This is a genomic window from Micromonospora sp. ANENR4 (assembly GCF_015354395.1).
GTDB lineage: Bacteria > Actinomycetota > Actinomycetes > Mycobacteriales > Micromonosporaceae > Micromonospora > Micromonospora aurantiaca.
Genome location: NZ_JADKYQ010000010.1, coordinates 190078 through 211555 on the forward strand (window position 1 = coordinate 190078; position 21478 = coordinate 211555).

At 74.7% G+C, this 21478-nt stretch carries 24 protein-coding genes; 10 read left to right on the forward strand and 14 right to left on the reverse strand.

What is annotated here, in order from left to right:
- Nucleotides 1-5 precede the first annotated feature (5 nt).
- The gene (locus IRY44_RS19360) at nt 6-605 is read right to left on the reverse strand and encodes a sulfite oxidase-like oxidoreductase (protein WP_194801695.1); all 600 of its coding nucleotides are present in this window, start codon (nt 603-605) and stop codon (nt 6-8) included.
- A 50-nt stretch (nt 606-655) separates the two neighbouring features.
- A complete protein-coding gene (locus IRY44_RS19365; RefSeq protein WP_194801696.1) occupies nt 656-1690 on the reverse strand; it encodes a TerC/Alx family metal homeostasis membrane protein in 1035 nt (344 codons plus the stop codon).
- Nucleotides 1691-1931: 241 nt separating this feature from the next.
- Between IRY44_RS19365 and IRY44_RS19370 the strand changes: the two genes are divergently transcribed.
- On the forward strand, nt 1932-3104 hold the full coding sequence (locus IRY44_RS19370; protein ID WP_194801697.1) for a CaiB/BaiF CoA-transferase family protein: 1173 nt from the start codon (nt 1932-1934) through the stop codon (nt 3102-3104).
- A 12-nt stretch (nt 3105-3116) separates the two neighbouring features.
- Here IRY44_RS19370 and IRY44_RS19375 read toward each other — a convergent pair whose 3' ends face one another.
- Nucleotides 3117-3521, reverse strand: a complete 405-nt coding sequence (locus IRY44_RS19375; protein WP_194801698.1) for a DUF2267 domain-containing protein — start codon at nt 3519-3521, stop codon at nt 3117-3119.
- Between the two features lie 177 nt (nt 3522-3698).
- Here IRY44_RS19375 and IRY44_RS19380 point away from each other — a divergent pair, with 177 nt between their 5' ends.
- Nucleotides 3699-3968 (forward strand): DUF2795 domain-containing protein, encoded by a 270-nt coding sequence (locus tag IRY44_RS19380; protein ID WP_194801699.1) that lies wholly within the window; start codon nt 3699-3701, stop codon nt 3966-3968.
- Nucleotides 3969-4286: 318 nt separating this feature from the next.
- Here the strand turns inward: IRY44_RS19380 and IRY44_RS19385 are convergent, their stop codons facing one another.
- The 4 genes from IRY44_RS19385 to IRY44_RS19400 are packed head-to-tail and all read right to left on the reverse strand — an operon-like array spanning nt 4287 to nt 7195.
- Nucleotides 4287-4955 (reverse strand): hypothetical protein, encoded by a 669-nt coding sequence (locus tag IRY44_RS19385; protein ID WP_194801700.1) that lies wholly within the window; start codon nt 4953-4955, stop codon nt 4287-4289.
- A 46-nt stretch (nt 4956-5001) separates the two neighbouring features.
- Nucleotides 5002-5973, reverse strand: coding sequence for a pirin family protein (locus tag IRY44_RS19390; protein WP_030269116.1), 972 nt, complete (start codon nt 5971-5973; stop codon nt 5002-5004).
- A gap of 16 nt (nt 5974-5989) precedes the next feature.
- Nucleotides 5990-6823, reverse strand: coding sequence for a hypothetical protein (locus IRY44_RS19395; RefSeq protein ID WP_194801701.1), 834 nt, complete (start codon nt 6821-6823; stop codon nt 5990-5992).
- Nucleotides 6824-6853: 30 nt separating this feature from the next.
- Entirely contained in the window at nt 6854-7195 is a 342-nt protein-coding gene (locus IRY44_RS19400) for a MazG-like family protein (protein ID WP_194801702.1), read from the reverse strand.
- A gap of 92 nt (nt 7196-7287) precedes the next feature.
- Between IRY44_RS19400 and gdhA the strand changes: the two genes are divergently transcribed.
- Both gdhA and IRY44_RS19410 read left to right on the forward strand, forming a co-directional pair.
- Entirely contained in the window at nt 7288-8619 is a 1332-nt protein-coding gene (gene gdhA, locus IRY44_RS19405) for an NADP-specific glutamate dehydrogenase (RefSeq protein ID WP_194801703.1), read from the forward strand.
- Nucleotides 8620-8771: 152 nt separating this feature from the next.
- Nucleotides 8772-10130: a S9 family peptidase gene (locus IRY44_RS19410; protein WP_194801704.1), complete on the forward strand. Its 1359-nt coding sequence runs from the start codon at nt 8772-8774 to the stop codon at nt 10128-10130.
- Between the two features lie 7 nt (nt 10131-10137).
- Here the strand turns inward: IRY44_RS19410 and IRY44_RS19415 are convergent, their stop codons facing one another.
- Nucleotides 10138-10911 (reverse strand): DedA family protein, encoded by a 774-nt coding sequence (locus tag IRY44_RS19415; RefSeq protein WP_194801705.1) that lies wholly within the window; start codon nt 10909-10911, stop codon nt 10138-10140.
- Nucleotides 10912-10977: 66 nt separating this feature from the next.
- On the opposite strand from IRY44_RS19415, the gene IRY44_RS19420 reads away from it, so the two are divergent.
- Nucleotides 10978-11670: a carbon-nitrogen hydrolase family protein gene (locus IRY44_RS19420; RefSeq protein ID WP_194801706.1), complete on the forward strand. Its 693-nt coding sequence runs from the start codon at nt 10978-10980 to the stop codon at nt 11668-11670.
- 25 nt (nt 11671-11695) lie between these two features.
- Entirely contained in the window at nt 11696-12439 is a 744-nt protein-coding gene (locus IRY44_RS19425; protein WP_194801707.1) for a phosphotransferase, read from the forward strand.
- On the opposite strand, the gene IRY44_RS19430 is transcribed toward IRY44_RS19425, so the two are convergent.
- From IRY44_RS19430 to IRY44_RS19445, 4 genes are all read right to left on the reverse strand, one after another.
- Nucleotides 12403-13845 (reverse strand): serine/threonine-protein kinase, encoded by a 1443-nt coding sequence (locus IRY44_RS19430; RefSeq protein ID WP_194801708.1) that lies wholly within the window; start codon nt 13843-13845, stop codon nt 12403-12405. The genes IRY44_RS19425 and IRY44_RS19430 overlap by 37 nt on opposite strands.
- Before the next feature lie 62 nt (nt 13846-13907).
- A complete protein-coding gene (locus IRY44_RS19435) occupies nt 13908-14744 on the reverse strand; it encodes an SAM-dependent methyltransferase (protein ID WP_135239838.1) in 837 nt (278 codons plus the stop codon).
- 76 nt (nt 14745-14820) lie between these two features.
- Nucleotides 14821-15708, reverse strand: coding sequence for a helix-turn-helix transcriptional regulator (locus IRY44_RS19440; protein WP_194801709.1), 888 nt, complete (start codon nt 15706-15708; stop codon nt 14821-14823).
- 105 nt (nt 15709-15813) lie between these two features.
- Entirely contained in the window at nt 15814-16071 is a 258-nt protein-coding gene (locus tag IRY44_RS19445; RefSeq protein ID WP_194801710.1) for a DUF397 domain-containing protein, read from the reverse strand.
- Between the two features lie 225 nt (nt 16072-16296).
- Here IRY44_RS19445 and IRY44_RS19450 point away from each other — a divergent pair, with 225 nt between their 5' ends.
- On the forward strand, nt 16297-16932 hold the full coding sequence (locus IRY44_RS19450) for a GGDEF domain-containing protein (RefSeq protein WP_194801711.1): 636 nt from the start codon (nt 16297-16299) through the stop codon (nt 16930-16932).
- Between the two features lie 54 nt (nt 16933-16986).
- On the opposite strand, the gene IRY44_RS19455 is transcribed toward IRY44_RS19450, so the two are convergent.
- Nucleotides 16987-17481 carry a type II toxin-antitoxin system PemK/MazF family toxin gene (locus IRY44_RS19455; RefSeq protein WP_194801712.1) on the reverse strand — a complete coding sequence of 165 codons (495 nt, stop codon included), beginning with the start codon at nt 17479-17481 and terminating at the stop codon, nt 16987-16989.
- A gap of 77 nt (nt 17482-17558) precedes the next feature.
- Here IRY44_RS19455 and IRY44_RS19460 point away from each other — a divergent pair, with 77 nt between their 5' ends.
- From IRY44_RS19460 to IRY44_RS19470, 3 genes are all read left to right on the forward strand, one after another.
- A complete protein-coding gene (locus IRY44_RS19460) occupies nt 17559-18002 on the forward strand; it encodes a DUF4291 domain-containing protein (protein ID WP_194801713.1) in 444 nt (147 codons plus the stop codon).
- A 99-nt stretch (nt 18003-18101) separates the two neighbouring features.
- A complete protein-coding gene (locus IRY44_RS19465) occupies nt 18102-18614 on the forward strand; it encodes an NUDIX hydrolase (RefSeq protein WP_194801714.1) in 513 nt (170 codons plus the stop codon).
- A gap of 31 nt (nt 18615-18645) precedes the next feature.
- Nucleotides 18646-19860 (forward strand): hypothetical protein, encoded by a 1215-nt coding sequence (locus IRY44_RS19470; protein WP_194801715.1) that lies wholly within the window; start codon nt 18646-18648, stop codon nt 19858-19860.
- Here IRY44_RS19470 and IRY44_RS19475 read toward each other — a convergent pair.
- On the reverse strand, nt 19806-21452 hold the full coding sequence (locus IRY44_RS19475) for a DUF885 domain-containing protein (RefSeq protein WP_194801716.1): 1647 nt from the start codon (nt 21450-21452) through the stop codon (nt 19806-19808). The genes IRY44_RS19470 and IRY44_RS19475 overlap by 55 nt on opposite strands.
- Nucleotides 21453-21478 lie beyond the last annotated feature (26 nt).

Below are 21478 nucleotides of genomic sequence, written 5' to 3' on the forward strand. Positions count from 1 at the left end.
TCACCTCAGTCGCCCTGGTAGCGCTGCTCGCGCCACGGGTCGCCGTAGTCGTGGTAGCCGGCGGTCTCCCAGAAGCCGGGCCGGTCGTCGGCGAGCAGCCGGATGCCGTGCACCCACTTCGCCGACTTCCACAGGTACAGGTGCGGTACGAGCAGCCGCGCCGGTCCGCCGTGCTCGGCCGGCAGCGGCCCCCCGTCGTACGTGTGCACCACCCACGCCCGCCCGCCGCGCAGGTCGTCCAGCGGCAGGTTGGTGGTGTAGCCGCCGTAGGAGTGCGCGAGCGCGTACCGGGCCTCGGTGTCGACGCCGTCGAGCAGCGTGTCCAGGGAGACGCCCTGCCAGGTGGTGCCGAGCTTTGACCAGCGGGTGACGCAGTGCAGGTCCACCGTCGGGGTGTCCTGCGGCAGGCCCATCAGCTCGTCCCAGGACCAGCGGTACTCCGCACCGGTCTCGCTGGTCAGCACGAACTCCCAGGTGTCCAGCGGCACGCGTGGCGTCGGACCGGCGGAGAGCACCGGGAAGTCCTCGGTGAGGTACTGCCCCGGCGGCAGGTCGGGCGCGGACGTACGGGGCCGGCCCTGGAAGCCGGGCGAGACGATTCCCACCCGTCAGTCGTACCACCGCCGGTACCGCCGGGGCAGGGGTTCCCGCCGAGTCAGGCGGAACCCCCGCCCTGCACCTCGTGCACGACGGTGCGCTTGCCGTCGCCGCTGTTGCGGGTGGCCCGCAGGCTGGTGATGGTGACGATGACCAGGACGCCGATGATCACGCCGAGCGAGGCGAGCGTGGGGATCTCCGGCACGCCCTTCCAGATGCCGTGCGCCCAGTGCAGGCCGAGCTTGACGCCGATGAACGCCAGGATGGCGGCCAGGCCGTAGCTGAGGTGCACGAGGCGGCTGAGCGCGGCGTGCAGCACGAAGTACAGCGCGCGCAGGCCCAGCAGCGCGAAGGCGTTGGTGGCGAAGACCAGGTACGGGTCCTCGGTGATGCCGTAGACGGCGGGCACCGAGTCGACGGCGAACACGATGTCCGTGGCCAGCACGGCGACCACGACCAGCGCGAACGGGGTGAGCGCCCGCCGGCCGGCCTGCCGGATGGTCATCCGGGTGCCGTGGTAGTCGTCGACCACCGGCATGATCTTGCGGAGCAGCCGGACCGACCGCATCTTGTTGATGTCGACCTCCTGCTCGTGCCCGGAGAGGGCGTCGCGCAGCAGCTTGACCGCGGTGGCGATCAGGATGAGCGCGAACAGCAGGAAGGCGAAGTCGAGCGTCTGGAGCGCGGCGGCGCCGAGCGCGATGAACACGCCGCGCAGCACCAGGGCGCCGGCGATGCCGTAGAGCAGCACCCGCTGGGCGAGCACGGCGGGCACCGCGAACGCGGCCAGCAGCAGCATGAAGACGAACAGGTTGTCGACCGAGAGGGACTTCTCGACCAGGTAACCGGTGAGGTACTCGACGCCCTGCTGGCTGCCGTACCGGGACCAGATCCAGGCGCCGAAGGCCAGCGGCAGGGCGATGTAGAAGGCGGACCAGCCCAGCGCCTCACGGATGGAGACCTCGTGCGGCTTCCTGGTGACCAGGAAGTCGAGCACCAGCAGGACGAGCACACCGACGATCGTCACGGCCCACAGCGTGGGCGTGCCGACAGACGACAACCCGGCCGCAGCCAGGGGCGACAATTCGGGCATGGAGCCTCCTCGAACACCGTGTCATGTTCGAGGTCTCCTTCACCCACGTTTCGTGGGCAACCACCCGGGGCTCGCCTCGGCGGCTCGCCGTACTGACCGGAATGATTCGTGGGAAGTACTCCCCTCGCCTGCCCAAGGCTAGGTCACCGCCGGACCGGACGCCAAGTCGGGACACGCATGATTGCCCTGGTCAACCACTGGGCGCCGGCGGAGGGCGTGGCGCCGGGCCACACCTGCCCCTATGGTGACGCGGGTGACCAACCAGGGACCACTGACCGGCGTACGGGTGATCGAGCTGGCCGGCATCGGCCCCGGTCCGTTCGCGGCGATGATGCTGGCCGACCTCGGCGCCGACGTGGTGCGCGTCGACCGGGCCGGCGGGGGCGGGTTCGGCGCCTTCCCCGGCGACCTGCTGAACCGCAACCGCCGCTCGATCGCCGTCGACCTGAAGCAGCCCGCGGGGCGTGACCTGGTGCTCGACCTGGTCGCTGGCGCGGACGCGCTGCTGGAGGGCTTCCGGCCCGGCGTGGCCGAACGGCTCGGCCTCGGCCCGGACGACTGCCTCGCCGCCAACCCCGGCCTGGTGTACGGGCGGATGACCGGCTGGGGGCAGGACGGGCCGCTGGCGCAGCGCGCCGGGCACGACATCGACTACCTGGCGCTGACCGGTGCGCTGCACGGCGTGGGCCGGGCCGGGGAACGCCCGGTGCCGCCGATGAACCTGCTCGGCGACTACGGCGGCGGGGGCATGATGCTGGCGCTCGGCGTGGTCGCGGCGCTGTACGCGGTGCGCGGCGGCGCGCCCGGCCAGGTGGTCGACGCGGCCATCGTGGACGGCGTGTCGGTGCTGGCGACGCAGATCCACGCGCTGCGCGGCATCGGGCTGTGGCAGGACCCGCGCGGGGTGAACCTGCTCGACGGCGGCGCGCCGTTCTACGACACGTACGAGTGCGCCGACGGGCGGTACGTCGCGGTGGGCGCGCTGGAGCCGCAGTTCTACGCCGAACTGGTCCGGCTCACCGGCTTCCCGCTGGACGGCGAGGACGTGCCGGAGGACGCGCTGGACCGGGACGACCCGGCGAACTGGCCGGCGCTGCGGGCGGCCTGGGCGCGGCTGTTCCGCACCCGTACCCGCGACGAGTGGACGGCGCTGCTGGCCGGCACGGACGCCTGCGTGGCGCCGGTGCTCGACTGGGCCGAGGCGCCCGAGCACCCGCACCTGCGCGCCCGGGACGTGTTCGTCGCGCCGGACGGGGTCACCCAGCCCGCCCCCGCGCCGCGCTTCTCGGCCACCCCGACGTCGGTGCGGCGCCCACCGCCCTCGCCGGGCGAGCACACCGACGAGGTGCTCGCCGACGCCGGGGTCGACGCCGGCCGGATCGCCGCGCTGCGCGACGCCGGCGTGATCGGCTGACCGGCCGCCGGTTCAGCGGCGCGCGGCGGCCGGGGCGAGGGCCGGTTCCACCATGTCCCGGTAGTCGCGGGGGAACTGCACCACGACGTCCTGGAACTCCCCGCCCCGGATCGCCTCGCGCAGCGTGACGAAGACCGCACGTACGGCGTCCCGGGCGGTGTTCTCGTCGCAGTCCGCCCGGCGGGCGACCCGGGCGGCGAACTCGGCCGCACCGAACCGTTCGGCCGCCTCGTCGCGCGGATAGGGCCGGAGCAGCCCCTGGAGCTGCTTGGGCAGCTGCGCGGCGAGGTCCATCACCTCGCCGCCGGTCAGCCGCTCGGCGAGCGTCTCCAGCGTGGCCCCGGTGAGTGCGGCGGCCCGGTCCTCGCTCGTGCCGGTGAGCCGGGCGACCCGGCTCACGAAGGTCAGGTAGTGCATCCGTGGTACCCCCTTCGGTGCGCCCACCGCGGCTACCCGCGACGGCGCGCCGGAAACGGCGCCGGCCACCGGCGCGCGGCGACTGCGGGTTTTCCGCGCTTGCGGGCGTGAGGGGCGGCGCGACGGGTAACCGCCGCCCGGTCATGACCCCGACTACTGCCACGAGGAGCCCGACCCATGTCGAGTTACACGGATGTCCTTGAGTACCTGTCCGCGCTGGACTACCCGGCCGGCAAGGACGACGTCATCCGCGAGGCGGAACGGGAGGGCGCACCGCCGGACGTGTTGCGGGCGCTGCGCGCGCTGCCCCCGGTGGACTACGCCAACGGCACCGAGGTGGCCCGCTCGGCCGGCATCGACGCGGCGCCCGAGGTGAGCCCGTCGCAGCGCGCGGCGCAGGCCCGGGTCGACCACCCGCGCGTGTCGCAGCACCTGCGCGGCATCTGAGCACCGCGGCGGGCCGGCGGGCGACACGGCCGCCGGCCTCCGCGCGTGCGGAGAAGGGCCGGTGTACGACTGTCGCGCGTGGGCACTCCCCTGTGGCGGGTCGGCGTGCCCGGACAGGCGAGCGCCCCGGGTCACGAACCGCGACCTGGGGCGCCACGCAGCACCTGTCCTGCGCGGTTCACGCCCGAACCGGGTCGCGACCGCGCAGCGGTGAGATGTTCGCCCGAACCGGGCGGGCATCGCTGCCACGATCATCATACGACGCGACATCAGCCGAACGGGTGAGAATCGCGGAATTGTGGCCGGGCGCACGTGCGCTCAGGCGGTCACCTCCGCGTAGCGCCGCTCCAGGTCCACTCGCGCCAGCGCTCCGACCAGCCACGACAGTTGCTCCGACTCCCCGCTGCCGGTGAGTCCGGCGAGGTCGCGGGCGGTGCGGCCCAGCCCGAGCCGCCGGGCCGCCGCGAGCGCCCGCCGGTCGGCCACCGGCGCCGCCTCGCGCCACAGCGCCTGCGCCTCGCGCAGGAACAGGTCGCACACCTCGTCGTCCACTCCGGGCAGCGCGGTCAGCAGCCGCCGTTCCTCGCCCGGGTCCTGGTGCGCGGCGGTCCGCAGCCGCCGAAGGTCACCCCGGTACGTCTCGACGACCGTGCGGGCCAGGTCGCCGATGGTGTCGGCGATCCCGGCCAGATCACCGCGCAGTCCGGCGGCGCGCAGCACACGTACCCGGTCCTCGTGGCGGGAGCGGGCCATCCGGGCCGCGGTGTCCCAGCCGGCGTCGCGCAGCGCGCCGGCCGCGTCGACGGCGCGGTGGAAGTCGCCCCTGCGGGCCAGCAGGACGGCCAGGTACAGCACCTGGAACAACTGGGCCGGGTTGTTGGTCACCCGGAACCCGAAGCACTCGGCGAACCCGCGGCCGTCTCCGGCGAGCCGCCGGGCGAGCCGCTTCTTCTCCGCGACGTCGCGCGGGGCGGTGGTTGTCGGCATGCCGCCGACTACCCCGGCGACGGCGCGGCATTCGGGGGTACGACGGTCAGCCCCGTACGTCGCCGCCGCGGTCGCGCGCCTTGAGCCGGGTGGTGGGCAGCGCGGGCGCGGGCAGCGGCGGCGCCGCGTCGTCGGCGACCACGCCGAAGCGGCGGCCGGCCATCCAGTCCTCCCGGGCGGCCACCACCTCCTCGTGCGAGCGGCCGACGAAGTTCCACCACATCACCAGCGGCTCCTCGAACGGGGTACCGCCGAGCAGCAGCAGCCGGGTGCCCGGTTCGGCGCGCAGCGTCAGCGCGTTCCGCCCGAGGCCGAGGTAGAGCAGCGCGCCGGGGGCCAGCGCCGTGCCGTCGCACTCGGCGGCGCCGGACATGGCGAGCAGCCCGTACTCGAAGTCCGGGCGCAGCGGCAGCGTGGCCGGCGCCGGCCCGCGGACCTCGATCTGCGCGCCGACCAGCGGGGTGTGCACGACGGCGGGCGAGCGCTCCCCGCCGAGGTCGCCGACGAGCAGCGTGACGTCCAGGTCGCCGTCGCGGAACCGGGGCAGGTCGGCGTGGTGGGCGAAGTCCGGGTCACCGGCGCGGGCCGGGTCGGGCAGCGCCACCCACAGCTGCACGCCGTGCATCAGGGGCGGGTGCACCAGCGGGGAGCGCTCGGAGTGGGCGATGCCGCGCCCGGAGGTCATCACGTTGAGCTGGCCCGGGCGGATGGGCTGCACGTTGCCGAGGCTGTCGCGGTGCAGGATCTCCCCGTCGAGCAGCCAGGTGACGGTCTGCAGCCCGGTGTGCGGGTGCGGCGGCACCTCCATGCCGGGCCGGTCGGCGACGTCGTCGGGCCCGAAGTGGTCGACGAAGCACCAGGCGCCGACCATCCGGCGCTGCCGCTGCGGCAGCAGCCGGCGCACAGTGGTGTAGCGGCCGAGCGGGACGTCGTGGCCGGGCAGCAGCACGCTGCCCGGGTCGGTCGGGCCGACGCCCGGTGGGAGCGTCTGCGCGGGCAGGGATTCGGTGCGGTCCACCGCCCCGACTGTACGCTCACTCCGCGGTGACGCTCACCGCGTTGGCGCCCCCGACCAGGTCGAGGTAGAGCCGGTCGGCGGCCCGGTCCCAGCCCGGCGAGCTGACCAGGTCACCGGCGGCGATCCCGCCGCGACGCTCGTCGTACAGGGTCAGGGAGCCGGCGCCGGACGCCACCCGCACCCGGGCCGGCGGCCCGCCGGGCACGGTGACTGTCAGTTCGCTGACCCCGCCGGTCATCCGGACGATGAGCGAGCCGTCGAGCCGGGGCAGCAGCAGCCGGGTACGCGACGCGCCGCCGACCAGGTCGATCCCGGCGAGGCGGGCCTCACCCAGGTCGAGCCGCTGCTCGCTGACGCCGCCGATCAGCCGCAGCCGCCAGGTGACCCGGGAGTTGAGCACCACCTCCACGGCGGCCGGGCCGGGGCGGCCGTTCTCCTCGATCCTCAGCCGGACCCGGTCGCCCACGAGCTGCGGGCGCGGGGTCACACCCGAGCCGTCCGGCGCGCCGATCCGGTACAGGTCGTCGCCGAGGTCGGCGGCCCGCAGCGTGAACCGGGTCAGCCCGTCGACCAGCTCGAACTGGGCGCGCTGCCGGTCGCCGCGGGGCGCGGCGAGCGTCTCGGCGCCGGCCACCTCGGCGGCGCCGGCCCCGCCGGAGCCGCCACCGGGAGCGGACGACGGCGGGGCGCCGCCGGAGAAGACCACGCCGAGCCGAGCCGGGTTGGACAGCGTCACCGCCACCGCCACCGCGCCGAGCACCACCACGAGCACCGCCGCCGCCGCGAGCAGCCGGGCTCCGCCGGACCAGCGGGGCCGGGCCCGGCCGGGGTCGTCCTCGGATACGGTCATGGTCGTCCCCTCTCGCCGGTCCCCCTGGGGTCATACGTCCGTGTCGGCGTCCCGGTTCATTCCCACTCCGGTCCGTTCCCGCACCTTGCCGGCGCAGGCGGCCAGCACGGCCTGCGCGTCCAGGCCGAGGCTCTCGATCGCGACGAGCGCGGTGAACGCCACGTCGGCGAGTTCGGCGGCGACCTCCTCGCGGGTGTGCGTCACCCCCTTGCGCGGGTTCTGCCCGAGCAGCCCGATCCAGGCCGCGGCGACCTCGCCGGCCTCCTCGCCGATCTTGAGGATGCGACAGGTCAGTTCGGTGTCGCCGCGGCCGTTCGCGGCGTCGAGCCAGGCGCGCGCGTCCCGCGCCGTCGTCCAGATGGTGGCGTCCACGCCGACCAGTGAACCCCACCCCGCGCACCGTTCGTATCCTGGGGCGACGCAGGCCAGGGGGCCCGCGTCCCAGGCGAGAGGAGGTGCCCGTGATGCCAGAGACCGTCGAGTCGGTGTTCGCCGGCGTGGTCGCCCGGAACCCGGGAGAGCCCGAGTTCCACCAGGCGGTCCGCGAGGTGCTGGAGAGCATCGGTCCGGCCCTGGCCCGGCATCCGGAGTACGCCGAGGTGGTCGAACGCGTCTGCGAGCCGGAACGGCAGGTCATCTTCCGCGTGCCGTGGGAGGACGACCAGGGCCGGGTACGGGTGAACCGCGGATTCCGGGTGGAGTTCAACAGCGCGCTCGGCCCGTTCAAGGGCGGTCTGCGCTTCCACCCGTCGGTCTACCTGGGCATCGTGAAGTTCCTCGGGTTCGAGCAGATCTTCAAGAACGCGCTGACCGGGCTGTCCATCGGCGGCGGCAAGGGCGGCGCGGACTTCGACCCGAAGGGCCGCTCCGACCGCGAGGTGATGCGGTTCTGTCAGAGCTTCATGACCGAGCTGTACCGGCACATCGGCCCGCAGACCGACGTGCCGGCCGGTGACATCGGGGTGGGCGGCCGGGAGATCGGCTACCTGTTCGGGCAGTACAAGCGGATCACCAACCGGTACGACGCGGGCGTGCTCACCGGCAAGGGCCTGGCGTACGGGGGCGCGCAGGTGCGCCGGGAGGCGACCGGGTACGGGGCGGTGTTCTTCGCCGACGAGATGCTCCGCCAGGCCGGGGACAGCCTGGAGGGCAAGCGGGTCGTGGTGTCCGGCTCCGGCAACGTGGCCATCTACGCGATCGAGAAGGTGCATCAGCTCGGCGGCACGGTGGTGGCGTGCTCGGACTCCGGCGGCTACGTGGTCGACGAGAAGGGCATCGACCTCGCGTTGCTGCGCGAGCTGAAGGAGCAGCGCCGGGGCCGGCTGGCCGAGTACGCGGAGCACGCGCGCAACGCCGTGGCGGTCGCTGACCGCAACGTGTGGGAGGTGCCCTGCGACCTGGCGCTGCCCTGCGCCACGCAGAACGAGATCGGCGGCGCGGAGGCGGCCGCGCTGGTCGCCGGTGGCTGCGTCGCGGTGGTGGAGGGGGCGAACATGCCCACCACGCCGGAGGCGGTGCGGATCCTCGGCCGGGCCGGGGTGCGGTTCGCCCCGGGCAAGGCGGCGAACGCCGGCGGTGTGGCGGTGAGCGGGCTGGAGATGCAGCAGAACGCCAGCCGCGACACGTGGACGTTCGGCGAGTCGGAGCAGCGGCTGCGCGAGATCATGCGGGACGTGCACGACAGGTGCTGGGCGACCGCCGAGGAGTTCGGCCTGCCCGGCGACTACGTGGCCGGGGCGAACATCCAGGGGTTCCGGCGGGTGGCCGAGGCGATGCTGGCGCACGGCCTGGTGTGAGCGGGCGACGGGACGGACGCTGACGGCGTGGTCAGTCAGTGATTGACAGCCCTCGACGCCCGGCCTAGGTTCAGGTCGCTACCGGCTGGTAGGCATCCGTCCCGCGTCGTCACCCCCGTCCCGGGGTGGCACCCGTCCCCCGGGGAGCAGCGATGCAGCCCTCACCCGTCCGCCGCCGGGTGCTCGCCGTCGGCGCTGCCCTCGCGCTGACGCTCGGCCTCGCCGGCGCGGCCCCCGCCGCCGCCACCGGCCGCGACGACGGCAGCGGCCCGCTGCCCGGCTACACCATCGTCAACCCGCCGCTGCCGCCGCTCGTCGTCGGCGGGGCCGCCACCACCGTGCGGCAGGGCGTGCACGCGAACGCCGGGTACGTCATCGAGATCCCGGCGCGCTGGAACGGCGAGCTGGTGATGTGGTCGCACGGCTACCGTGGCCAGGGCACCGAGCTGTCGCCCGAGCCGCCCGCCTACGACCTGCGGCAGCGCCTGGTGGCGCAGGGGTACGCGTGGGCGTCGTCGTCGTACGACCGCAACGGCTACGACGTGCGCTCCGGGGTGCGCAGCACCCGCGCCCTGGCCGACCTGTTCAGCCGTACCGTCCGGCGCCCGCACCGGGTGCTGATCGCCGGGGTGTCGATGGGCGGTCACGTCATCGGCCGGTCGCTGGAGCAGTACCCGGGCTTCTACGCCGGGGCGCTGCCGATGTGCGGGGTGCTCGGCGACCAGGAGCTGTTCGACTTCTTCCTGGACTACAACCTGGTGGCGCAGGCCCTCGCGGGGGTGCGCGCATACCCGACGCCGCCCGACTACCTGACCTCGGCGGTGCCCCGGATCCAGGTCACGCTCGGCCTGGCCGGGCTGACCCCGGGCGGCCCGGACACCACCAACGACCTCGGCAAGCAGCTGCGCGCGGTCACCGCGGAGCGCTCCGGCGGGCCGCGGCCGGGCGCCGACGCCGCGTTCGCGGTCTGGAAGGACTTCCTGTTCGGCATCGCTGTCGGCGAGGCGGACGGCTCCCCCGCCCGGCGGCCCGGCCAGCTCGCCACGAACCTGTTCACCAGGTACGCGCCGAACCAGCCGGTCAACCTGAACGCGACGGTGCAGCGGGTCGCGCCGGAGAACCTGCGCCAGCGGCTCTCGCCGAGTCTGACGGAGGTGCCCCGGATCGCCGGGCGGCCCACCGTGCCGGTGCTGAGCCTGCACGGGCTCGGCGACCTGTTCGTGCCGTTCGGCATGGAGCAGGCGTACGCCCGGGACGTGGCCCGGCACGGCCGGTCCCGGCTGCTGGTGCAGCGGGCGGTGCGCACCGCGCAGCACTGCGAGTTCAGCCCGGCCGAGGCCGGTGCCGCCTGGGACGACCTGGTCCGCTGGGTGCGTACCGGGAAGCGGCCGGCCGGTGACGCGGTCACCGACCGGCGCGCGGTGGCGGCGCCGGACTTCGGCTGCCGGTTCAGCGACCGGGCGGCCCGGGCCGCCGGCACCGGCACCCGCCCGCTCTACCCGCCGTGCTGAGCCCGCCTCAGTCCTCGGCGCGGGAGTACCAGCCGCCGCGGTAGACGGTGCCCTGCGGGGTCGGCTGCGGCTCCGGCGGCGCCTCCGCCTCCTGCGGCGCGGCCCCGGCGGTGCGGCGGGAGCGGCGGACCCGGCTGACCACGAACCAGCAGGCACCGGCCAGCACGGCCACGATGACCAGCTTCTGGAACGTGCCCGCGTACGCCTCGACCACGTGCCACTGCTCGCCGAGGAAGTACCCGGCGAGCACGAACGTGGTGTTCCAGATCAGGCTGCCGAGCGCGGTGTAGAGCAGGAAGACCGGCACCGGCATCCGTTCCACCCCGGCCGGGATGGAGATGAGACTGCGGAAGATCGGAATCATCCGGCCGAAGAACACCGCCTTGACGCCGTGGCGCAGGAACCACGCCTCGGTGCGGTCCACGTCCTCCAGTTTGATCAGCGGCAGCCGCGCGGCGAGGGCGCGCATCCGGTCCCGCCCGAGGGCCGCGCCGATGTAGTACAGCGCCAGCGCGCCCACGATCGACCCGATCGTGGTCCAGACGATCGCGCCGACCAGGCTCATCCTGCCCTGGCTCGCGGTGAAGCCGGCCAGCGGCAGGATCACCTCGCTGGGGATGGGCGGGAACAGGTTCTCCAGCGCCACCGCGAGGCCGGCGCCCGGGCCACCGAGCCGTTCCATCAGGCCGGTGACCCATCCGGTCACCCCGTCGCCGGACGGTTCCGCGGCCCGCGCGGTGCTCACCCGGGGGACGGCGAGCAGCTGTGCGTTTCCGATCATCGGACCAACGTTACGGGGCGAAGCCGCGGACGACCACGCGTCATGGAAACCATTATCGTGTACGCCATGCGTACGCCGCTGCGGATCGCCGTCGCCCAGCCGCTCACCCGCTCCCACGACGTCGAGGGCAACGCCGCCCGCCACGCCGACGCGGTGCGCGCCGCCGCGGCCCGCGTGGTGGTCTTCCCGGAGATGTCCCTGACCGGGTACGAGCTGACCGCCGCGCCGCTGGACCCGGCCGACCCGAGGCTCGCGCCGCTGCGGGCGGCCTGCGCCGAGACCGGCACGCTGGCGCTGGCCGGGGCGCCGGTGCCCGGCCCGCACATCGGGGTGCTCGCGGTCGACGCCGGGGGCGTACGGGTCGCGTACCGGAAGATGTGCCTGGGTGGCGCGGAGCCGCGGCACATGCGACCGGGCCGGGAGCCGACGGTGCTCGATGTGGACGGCTGGCGGCTGGGGCTTGCGGTGTGCAAGGACACCGGCACGCCGGAGCACGCGGCGGCGACGGTGGCGCTGGGCGCGGACGCCTACCTGGCCGGCGTGCTGGAGTCGGCGGACGACGCGGCGGTGCCGGACGAACGCGCCCGCCGGGTCGCCGCCGCGCACGGCGTGTGGGTGGTCACGGCGAGTTTCGCCGGCTCGACCGGGGGCGGGTACGCGCGGGCCGCGGGTGGCTCGGGGATCTGGTCGCCGGACGGCGAGCCGGTGGCCCGGGCCGGTACGGGCACCGGCGAGGTGCTCGCGGCGACGCTTCACTGAGGACGGATCACCTACGCTGGTAACGATGGCATCGTCAGAGGGCGCCGCCCCGGAACCGGCTGCGGCGGGCGGCCCGCCGCCGGCCCCGCTCGCCACCGGCCGCACCGCCGACGTGTGGCTGTTGCCCGGCGGCCGGGTGCTGCGCCGCTACCGCGCCGGTGGCGACGTGCGGGCCGAGGCCGAGGTGATGCGGCACCTGCGCCGGGCTGGCTATCCGGTGCCCCGGGTGCATCACGCCGACGGCGCCGACCTGGTGCTCGACCGGATCACCGGCCCGACGCTGGTGGAGGCGTTCCGCGCGGGCACCGTCACCGCGCCGGCGGGCGCCCGCATGCTGGCCGACCTGCACGCCCGCCTGCACGCGCTGCCGGCCCTTCGGTCGGCCGATCCGGCGGTCCGCATCCTGCATCTCGATCTGCACCCGGACAACGTGCTGCTGACGGCCACCGGTCCGGTGGTCATCGACTGGACCGACAGCGCCGAGGGTCCGCCCGCACTGGACCGGACGACGACAGCGCTGATCCTCGCGGAGGTCGCCGTCACTCCGGGGCACCCGTTGCGGGTGGCGGCGGGCGAGTTGCTGTCCGCGTACGTCGCCGTGTCCGGGCCGCTCGACCGGCTGATGGAGGCGGTCCGGCACCGGGCCGCCGGTCGCGCGCCCGATCCGGAGCTGCTGCCCGAGGCGGCCGTCCTCGTCACAGAGATGATCAGAACTGTCGGGCCGGCGGCGGCTCAGCCCTCGTCGGTGCCGCCGCGCAGCCGCTCGTAACCGTCGAGCAGCTTGCGCAGCGCGGTGGCGGTGACCGGGTCGATCTTCTCGTCCTCGGCCGCGTCGTCGATCTTCTCGCGCAGGTCCTCGACCCGCTTGCCCCGGTCCTTCGGCTTGCCCCGGTCCAGCTCGGCGGCCTTCTTGCGCAGGTCGTCGGCGGTCTTGCGGTCGACCAGCCCGATCGACTCGGCCCGGTCGATCAGCTCACCGAACCGATCGCCGAGCTGACGCAGCGTCACCGGCTCGGGCACAGTCGACGGCGGCGCGGCACTGCTGGGCTCCGGGGCGGGCGGCTCGGCGGCGCCGGTCGACGGGCCGGCGGTGGGCGCGGCGGCCGGCGGCGTGCCGGAGCCGTCACCCCACACCAGCGAGCCCACCACCGCGAGCAGCAGCACCAGGGCACCGGCGACGAGCAGTCCGAGCAGCCGGTTCGACGAGACCGCCGGGCGCGGCGGCGCGACGGGACGTGCCGGCGGGACCGAGCGGGACGCGGCGGCCGGGGACCGCTCGACCAGGGTGGGCGGGTGCGCCGCCGGCGCCACTGTGGGCAGGATCGCGGTCGGCGGGTCGACCGGGCGGCCCGCGCCGAGCCGGTCGGCGAGCCGGGCCGCTGTGGGCCGCCGCTCCGGGTCCACGTCCAGGCAGGCCAGGACCAGGTCGGCGATCTCCGGCGGCAGACCGGGCACCCGCGGCGGCGGCACCGGCGGCCGGTTGCGCCGCACGTCCAGCACGTCGTCCCAGCTGCGTACCGGCAGCGGCGCCAGGCCGGTGAGGCTGCGATACAGCAGCACGCCGAGCGCGTACACGTCGCCGGCCGGGTTCGCCGGACCCGGGTCGAGACGTTCCGGGGCGAAGTAGGCGGGGGTGCCCATCAGCAGCGCGCCGGTCTGCCCGGTGACCGGGTGCGGGCCGGCCGGCGCGGCGATGCCGAAGTCGAGCACCTTCGCGCCGGTCTCGGTGAGCATCACGTTCGCCGGCTTGACGTCGCGGTGCACCACGCCGATCCGGTGCGCCGCGGCCAGCGCCCCGGCGACCTGCCCGGCCGTACGGACCGCGTCCGGCCAGGCCAGCGGCCCGCCGTTCAGCCGGTCGGCGAGCGTCTGACCCTCCACCAGCTCCATCACCAGGTACGGGACGACGACGCCGCGGTCCAGCGTCGCCTCGCCGTAGTCGTACACCTGGGTCACGTGCGGGTGGGTGAGCCGCGCCGCCGCGCGGGCCTCGCGCTGGATGACCGCGCGCAGTTGCGGGTCGGCGGCGAGTTGCCCGGCGAGGGCCTTGACCGCGACGGGCCGGTGCAGCACCTCGTCGTCGGCGCGCCACACCTCGGACATCCCGCCGAGGCCGATGCGTTCGCGCAGGACGTACCGGTCGTGCAAGCGCAGGGCGGGCGTGAACGGCGACATGATGCCTCCAGTGTGCCCGTCCGGTCCCCGTGCCCGTCAACCGCCCGGCCCGGAGCCCGGCGTCAGGGCTTGCGGGCGACCCCACCGTACATGCTGACGTCGATCACCGACGGGCGCGGTTCGGGCTCGCCGTCGGCGCGCCACTCGGCGACCGAGCAGATGCCCGGCTCGACCAGTTCCAGGCCGTCGAAGAAGCGCACGACCTCCTCCCGGCTGCGCAGGTTGATCACACCGTGCGGGCCGCCGCCGCGGGCCGCCGCCTTCGCCTCGGCGGCCACCTCGGCCGGCAGGTAGTCGTGGGTGGCGTGCGAGGCGGCCAGGTAGCTGCCGGCGGGCAGGGCGTCCAGCAGGCGGCCGACGATCGCGTACGGGTCCTCGCCGTCGGGCACGAAGTGCAGCACCGCCAGCAGCATCAACGCGACCGGCTGGGAGAAGTCCAGCGTGCGGCGCAGGTCGGGGTGGGCGAGGATGCGCTCCGGGTCGCGCAGGTCCGCGTCGAGGTAGGCGGTGGCGCCCTCGGCGGAGCTGGTGAGCAGCGCGCGGGCGTGGGCCAGCACGATCGGGTCGTTGTCGACGTAGACCACCCGGGCGCGCGGGTCGGTCGCCTGCGCCACCTCGTGCGTGTTGTCGGCGGTGGGGATGCCGGTGCCGATGTCCAGGAACTGCCGGATGCCCGCCTCACCGGCCAGGTGGCGCACCGCGCGGCGCAGGAACCGCCGATTCTCCAGCGCGCTGATCCGGATGGTCGGGAACCGCGCGGCCATCGCGTCGCCGGAGTCACGGTCGGCCTGGAAATTGTCCTTTCCGCCGAGCCAGTAGTTGTACCGGCGGGCGGGATGCGCCACAGTGGTGTCGATCCGGCCCGACTCGGGTGCCGTACCTGGTGCGTCGCTGGTCAAGGCCGCCTCCACGACTCGGGTGCCACCGTCCACTGTCTCCGGTCGGCGGTCATGCTACTGCCCGCCACCGCGCCGGTCAGGCCGGGTAGAGCTCGTCGCGCAGGCGGGCCAGCAGTTCCGGGGTCCGCTCCGGCGGCGCCGCCTCCACGCACAACCGTTCCATCGCCTCGGCGTAGAAGTCGAGGTCGTCGCGCTTGTCCAGGTAGATGGCGCTGGTGAGCTGCTCGATGTAGACGATGTCGGGCAGGTCGGCGTCACCGAAGCGCAGGATGCTGAACGCGCCGCTGGCCGCGGCGTGCCCGCCGGCGGCGAACGGGACGATCTGCAACCGTACGTGCGGGCCCGAGGTCGCCTCGATCAGCGCGTCCATCTGCTCGCGCATCACCGCGGCGCCGCCGATCGGGCGGCGCAGCACCGCCTCGTCGAGCACCGCCCACAGCTGCGGCGGGTTGGGCCGCCGCAGCAGCTCCTTGCGCTGCATCCGCAGCTCCACCCGCCGGTCCAGTTCCGCCGCCGACGCGCCGCGGTGGCCGAGCAGGATCACCTGCCGGGCGTACGCGGCGGTCTGCAACAGGCCGGGTACGAACTGCACCTCGTACGTGCGGATCAGCGCGGCGGCCGCCTCCAGGCCCAGGTACGACTGGAACCAGGCGGGGAGCACGTCGCCGTAGCGGTGCCACCAGCCCGGGCTGTTCGCGTCGCGGGCCAGCTTGAGCAGCGCGTCGCGGTCCTCCGGCGCGGTGACGCCGTAGAGCGTGAGCAGGTCGGCCACGTCGCGCTCCTTGAAGCCGACCCGGCCCAGCTCCATCCGGCTGATCTTCGACTCCGACGAGCGGATCTCCCAGCCTGCGGTCTCCCGGCTGACGCCGGCACTCTCCCGCAGCCGGCGCAGCTGCCCGCCGAGCAGCATGCGCAGCACTGTCGGACCGCTTGTCGGACCACCCTCGACGGGCACCGTCGCCACCTGACCGCCCTCGCATCCCGACCGACCCGGCCGGGCACCCTCCCGGACCGACGAGTAAGCATGCCATGAACCGACAGTGAGGTGAACTCCTCCGGACGGACGGAGTCAGTCCCGTGTACGGGACGGCGGGATCAGGTGGTCGAAGTCGCCGTCCCGCGCGCCGAGCACGAAGGCCGCGATCTCGTCCACTGTGTAGATGAGCGCCGGGCCCTCCGGGTGCCGCGAGTTGCGGACCGCGATGCCGCCGCCGTCGGGCAGCTCGGCCAGTTCGACGCAGTTGCCGCTGGGGTTGCTGCGGCGGCTCTTCAGCCAGCGCATCGGTGGCAACTCGGTCACGGGCACGCCGTTCGGGGGATGCTGCATGGGCGTCCTTCGGGATGAGCCAGCCGAGGCCGCGGGGAGGAGCGGTGGGTGGCGACGTCTGTCGACTGAGGAGTGAGATGCACGTGCATCTGCTATTGCATCTGCAATGGACGGAGAGGATGATACTCGAAATACGGTGTGCCGGTTCGCTCACGTACGGTGACCTGAACCCGGCCCCGGGGACGCCGCTCCGCGCGGCTTCGGGACTGCGGTGAGGAGGACGCGTTGGCGGATCCGATGACCATCGCCTCCGGCATCTCCGCGGCTGGCGCACTCGTCTCCGCCTGGCAGTTACGCCGCCGCGCGCTGCGCGCCGAAGCCGAGATCGAGCTGCTCCAGGCCGAGCTGGCCGCCGAACGGCACGCCGCCAGCCACGACCCGCTCACCGGGCTGCCCAACCGCCGCGCGTTCTTCCGGCTGGCCGCCGCCCTGCTCACCGACCCTGCCGGCCAGCCGCTCGTCGCGGTCGTGCTCGACCTGGACAACTTCAAGCAGGTGAACGACCGCTACGGGCACGCCGCCGGGGACCAGGTGCTGGTCTGCGTCGCGCAGCGGCTCGCCGCGTTCGCCGGCCCCAACCTGGTTGCCCGGCTCGGCGGCGACGAGTTCGCCGGACTGCTCGCCAGCCCCACGCCGGACCGCCGGTGGATCGAGCACGCCACCCGGCGGCTCTGCGAGGCGCTCGCCGCGCCGATCCCGCTCGGCGCGCGCAGCATCCAGGTCACCGCCTCGGTCGGGCTGGCGCCGGTGCACTGTCCCACGCAGCTCGCCGACGCGCTCTGCCGCGCCGACGCGGCCATGTATGAGGCGAAGACGCTCGGCGCGTCCCGCCCGACCCGCCAGCTCGTCGCGGAGTGCTGAGCGGCTCGTCCGCCAGCTCGTCGCGGGGTCGCCGGGGCGGCTCTGTCCGGTGGGTCAGCGCCAGCCGTAGCCGGCGCGCAACGCCTGCCCGACCCGGTCGAACCGGGGCCGGTCCAGCACCGCGCCCTCGCGGCGGATGCTGTCCTCGCGCATGGTGAGCACCCGGTCCAGGCGAACCCAGCTCGGCCGCTCGTCCCGATCCCACTCCCCCGGGCCGAGCGCCAGCCAGTGCCGCTGGCCGTCCCGGTCGCTCTGGCTGGACAGCATCAGCCCGAACAGCGTGCGGCTGTGCCGGCCCACCACCAGCACCGGGCGGTCCTTGCCCTGGCGCGGGTCGTCCTCGTACGGCACCCAGGTCCAGACGATCTCGCCCGGGTCGGCCTGCCCGTCCGGCTCCGGGGCGTACGACAGCTCGCGACGCTGCAACGCGCTGACCTGGCGGCGGCGCGCGACCTGCGCCGGGATCGGTCCGCCGGGGCGGGCGGGGGCGGGCACGCCCCGGGTGATCCGGCCGAGCTTCGACGCCACGTTCCTCAACAGACCTGCCACGGCGGGCAGCCTATCGGCCGGGGCGCCGGGCCCGGAATCGGGTCGCCGGAGCGGGTACGCGGTGCCATCGTGCCCCGGTGACAGTGCCCCGCCACCAGATCCGCGCCGCGTACACCGACACGTCGGTCACCGTCTACCAGGCGTACCCGCCGGAGATCGCCGACGCGGCGCTGCGGGCGGGGCGGTTCGTGCCGCCGTTCAAGCGGGAGCGGATGACCTGGATCAAGCCGTCGTTCCGCTGGATGATGTACCGCTGCGGCTGGGCGCTCAAGCCGGGCCAGGAACGGGTGCTGGCGGTCGACATCAGCCGGTCCGGCTTCGAGTGGGCCCTGCGGCACGCCTGCCTCAGCAGCTACGACCCACGCCTGCACCCGGACCGGGACGCCTGGCGGCACAGCCTGCGGGTCAGCCCGGTGCGGGTGCAGTGGGACCCGGAACGCTCGCTGCGGCTGGCGCCGCTGCCGGTGGAGCGGCCGTACCCGCTGCCGGTCGAGGTGGCCCGGATCGTCGACGCCGGCTGAGCGACCCCGGCACCGGGCGGGCGCCGCGAGGCGCGCTGTCAATAGGGGCTTTTCTACTACCGGAGGCGTTAACAGGAGGCCCTTCCTTACAGTGGGGGCGTGGAGTTGCCGGACGATCTGCCGCTGTTCGAGCGCAGCGCGGTGCGGCTGGTGGTGCTCGACGCCGCCGACCACCTGCTGCTGTTCCACACCCGCGACCCGGACCACCCGGACCTCGGCGTGTGGTGGGAGCTACCCGGCGGCGGCCTGGACCCGGGCGAGACGTACCGGGAGGCGGCGGTACGCGAACTGCGCGAGGAGACCGGCATCGTCATCGGCCCGGACGAGGTGGGCGCGCCGACGTGGCGGCGGCGGGCCAGCTTCCGGCACCGGCAACGCCGCCACCTCCAGGACGAGGTCGTCGTGACGGTACGGCTGCCCGGCCCCGGACCGGACGTGGACGAGGCGCTGCGGCTGGACTACGAGGTGGAGGACTACTTCGGGTTCCGCTGGTGGCCGCTGGCCGAGGTGCTCGCCGAACGGCCGCGCTGCTATCCCGGGCGACTGCCGGACCTGCTGCCCGCGTTCCTGGCCGGGACGGAGATCGACGAGCCGTTCGAGCTGTGGTCCTGACACGGGGCGCGCCGGCGGGCAGAGTGGAGCCGTGACTCCCCTGCGCGCACCCCTGGCCCGTTACGCCGAGCGGCTGCACCGCGCCGCCGGTGACACCCACCACGTCGCCTCGCCGCTCGGTGCCTGGCTGCTGCTGGCGCTGACCGGCCCGGCCGCCACCGGTGAGACCCGGGCGGCGCTGGCCGAGGCACTCGACGCCGACCCGGACGACGCCGCCGCCGAGGCCCGGGCGCTGCTCGCCGCCCCGCATTCGATGGTCGCCGCCGCCACCGCGCTGTGGGAACGCGCCCCGGCGGCGGAACTGGCCGCCTGGCGGGCCGCCCTGCCGGCGAGCACCGAACGCGGTCCGCTGCCGGACCAGGCGGCGCTGGACGCCTGGGCCCGGGAGCGTACCGGCGGGCTGATCGACAGCTTCCCGGTCGACCTCGCCCCGGACACCCTGCTGGTCCTGGCCAGCGCGCTCGCGACCCGGGTGTCGTGGGCCGACCCGTTCGACACCGCCCCGGGCGCGGAGCTGGGCGCGGGCAGCGCCTGGTCCGGGCGGCTGAGCCGGGTGCTGCGTACGCCGCCGTCCGGGCACCGCTGCTGGGTGGCGGCCACCGACCGCGCCGGTGACGTGGCGGTGCACGCGGTGCCGGCGCAAACCGGTGACGACGGCGCGGGGATGCTCGTGGTCTCGGTGGCCGCCGCACCCGAGGTGCCCGCCGCCGACGTGCTGGCCGCCGCGCAGGAACTGGCGAGCGCCGCCGCGCTCATCCCGGACTCCACGCCGGACCGCCGTTCGCTGTACGACCTTCCGCTGGACGAGACGCCGCTGTGGACGGTGCGGGAGGAGCCGATCCAAACGTACGCGGCGGACGCCCGGGTGGAACGCGCCACCGCGGTGCTGCCCTGCTGGTCGGCGCGTAGCCGGCACGACCTGACCGCGCCCGGGTTCGGCTTCGACGCGGCGGCCCGGGCGCTCGGCGAGTTGCTGGGCATGACCGGGCCGGGGTTCGACGCCGCGCAGTCCGCGGTGGCCCGGTTCGGCCGCTACGGCTTCGAGGCGGCCGCGGTGACCGGGTTCTTCACGGTGACCAGCGCGCCGCCGGAGCGGGTCGCCCGCATCGCGGAGCTGCGCTTCGGTCACCCGTACGCGGTGGTCGCGGTGACCACCGACCCGGCCGGTGGGCCGTGGCACGCGCTGCCTGTCTACTCCGCCTGGGTGGCCGACCCGGAGGAGCTGCCCGCCGGCGACGCCGGGTAGGCCGCGAGCGCGCTGGTGAGCTGGTCCAGTCCCAAGGAGCCGAGCTCCAGCGCCCGGTTGTGGAACGCGCGCCGATCGCCGGGGAACGCCGCGCGGCCGTCCCGCCACACCCGCTCCCCCACCTTGTAGGTGAGCGCCTGCCCCGGCCGGCCCAGATAGCGGGCCAGTTCCAGTGGTGCGTACGGGCCCTGGTGGCAGCGGTCGCGCAACAGGTCCAGCGCGGCGTCCGGCGTCCACGGCGCGCCGCCGGAGGGCATCGGCAGCTTCAGGTGCAGGCCGATGTCGAGCACCACCCGGGCCGCCCGCAGCAGTTGCATGAACAGGTGCCCCAGCCGGGCGCCCGGCTGCTCGTAGAGTCCGAGTTCGTCCATGAACCGCTCGGCGTACAGGGCCCAGCCCTCCTGCGCGCCGGAGAGCCCGCCGAGCAGGTTCAGCCGCTGCCCGGGGCCGCCCCGGCACGCCTCAGAGCCGAGGTGCAGGTGGTGGCCGGGGACGCCCTCGTGGTACGCGGTGCTGTACGCCCACCAGGTGGAGAAGTGCTCCCGCCCCTCGGGCAGCAGCCACGAGACCCGGCCCGGCCGGGTCAGGTCCCGCGACGGCCCGATGTAGGCGGTGCCGCCCGACGTGGTGACCCGTGACTCGATGCGGCACAGCGGCGCGGGAATGTCGAAGTGCGTGCCGTGCATCCGCTCGGTGGTGGCCTCCAGCAGTTCCTGGAGCCAGGCGGCGAACTCGTCCCGGCTGCGCAGCATGCCCGGCGCGTCGGGACGGTCGAGCCGTTCCCGCACCTCGGGCACGGTGCCGCCCAGGGCCTTCGCCTCGGCGACCAGGTCCGCCTCGATCGCGGCGAACTCGTCCCAGCCCCACTCGTACAACTCGCGCAGGTCCGGTTCCGCGCCGAGGAAGGCCCGCACCCAGAGGGCGTACCGCTGTGGGCCGAACGCCTCGTCGTCGTGCGCGAGCGGCGCCAGGTCCGCGGTGAGCGTCGCGGCGAACCGCCGGTACGCCTCCCGCGCGCCCTGCGCCGCCGCCTGCAACGAGGCGCGCTGCGGGCCGTCGCCGTACCGCTGCACCAGGGCGAGGTCGTCGTCGAGCCAGGTGCGGCAGCGCCGCGTCACCAGGTCCACCTGACGCCGGGCCGGCAGGTGACCGAGCGCGGCGGCGAGCAGCAGGCTCCGGGCGTACCCGTCGAGTGCGGCCGGGATGGCGGCCTGGCGCGCGCCGACGCGGGCCCAGCCGTCCTCGGAGGCCGCGCGCCCGGCGTCGCGGCCCGGCACCGCTGATTCGACGCACTGGCGGATGAGCTGGAGCGGGCCGGTGGCCGCGACGTGCAGTTCCCGCAGGTCCTCCCCGGCGTCGTGGAAGGCGATCCGGGCGCGCAGCCGTTCGGCGAGGTGAGCGTGCAGCGGGGTCGCGGGCAGCGTCTCGATCCGGCGCAGGGCGCGGGCGGCGAGGTCGGCGCGGGCCTGGTGACCGTCCGGGCTGTAGTCGGTGAGGCCGTCGACGTCCTGCTCACCGGCCTCGACCACGGCGGCGCACGGATCGAGGCGCCCTATCTCCCGCAACAGCGCGTCGGTGACGTCCTCGCTCATCGCACCGATGCTAGCCCCGGTGATCA